At 68.3% G+C, this 693-nt stretch carries 1 protein-coding gene; it reads left to right on the top strand.

Features of this window, described 5'->3' with window-relative positions; genetic code table 11:
- A partial coding sequence (locus tag C7I36_RS16885) for a molybdopterin-dependent oxidoreductase (protein WP_146137357.1) occupies nt 1-693 on the top strand: 693 nt, incomplete at both ends.

Genomic DNA, 693 nt, shown 5'->3' with positions numbered 1-693 from the left:
ACCTGGCGTTGGGCAAGGACGAGTCCAACCCCTATTTCACCTTCGACGCCAGCAAGTGCATCCTCTGCTCCCGCTGCGTGCGCGCCTGCGGCGAGGTGCAGGGCACCTTCGCCCTCACCATCCAGGGCCGGGGCTTCGACTCCCAGGTGTCCACCGGCAAGGGCACCGACTTCCTGGGCTCCGACTGCGTGTCCTGCGGCGCCTGCGTGCAGGCCTGCCCCACCGCCACCCTCACCGAGAAATCGGTGATCGCCAAGGGCCAACCCGAGCACAGCGTGATCACCACCTGCGCCTACTGCGGCGTGGGCTGCTCCTTCAAGGCACAGATGCAGGGCGACCAGCTGGTGCGCATGACCCCCTGGAAGGGCGGCCAGGCCAACCACGGCCACTCCTGCGTCAAGGGCCGCTTCGCCTTCGGCTACGCCACCCACAAAGACCGGCTGGCCACGCCGATGATCCGCGATCATATCGACCAGCCCTGGCGGGAGGTGAGCTGGGATGAAGCCATCGGCTTCGCCGCCCGCAGGCTCAAGGAAGTGCAGGCCAGGCACGGCCGCCACAGCGTGGGCGGCATCACCTCGTCGCGCTGCACCAACGAGGAAACCTACCTGGTGCAGAAGCTGGTGCGGGCCGCGCTCGGCAACAACAACACCGACACCTGCGCCCGGGTGTGCCACAGCCCCACCGGCTACG

It is taken from the genome of Zobellella taiwanensis, assembly GCF_003012795.1.
Classification (GTDB): Bacteria; Pseudomonadota; Gammaproteobacteria; order Enterobacterales; family Aeromonadaceae; genus Oceanimonas; species Oceanimonas taiwanensis.
This window is presented reverse-complemented; position numbering and strand designations above follow the sequence as displayed.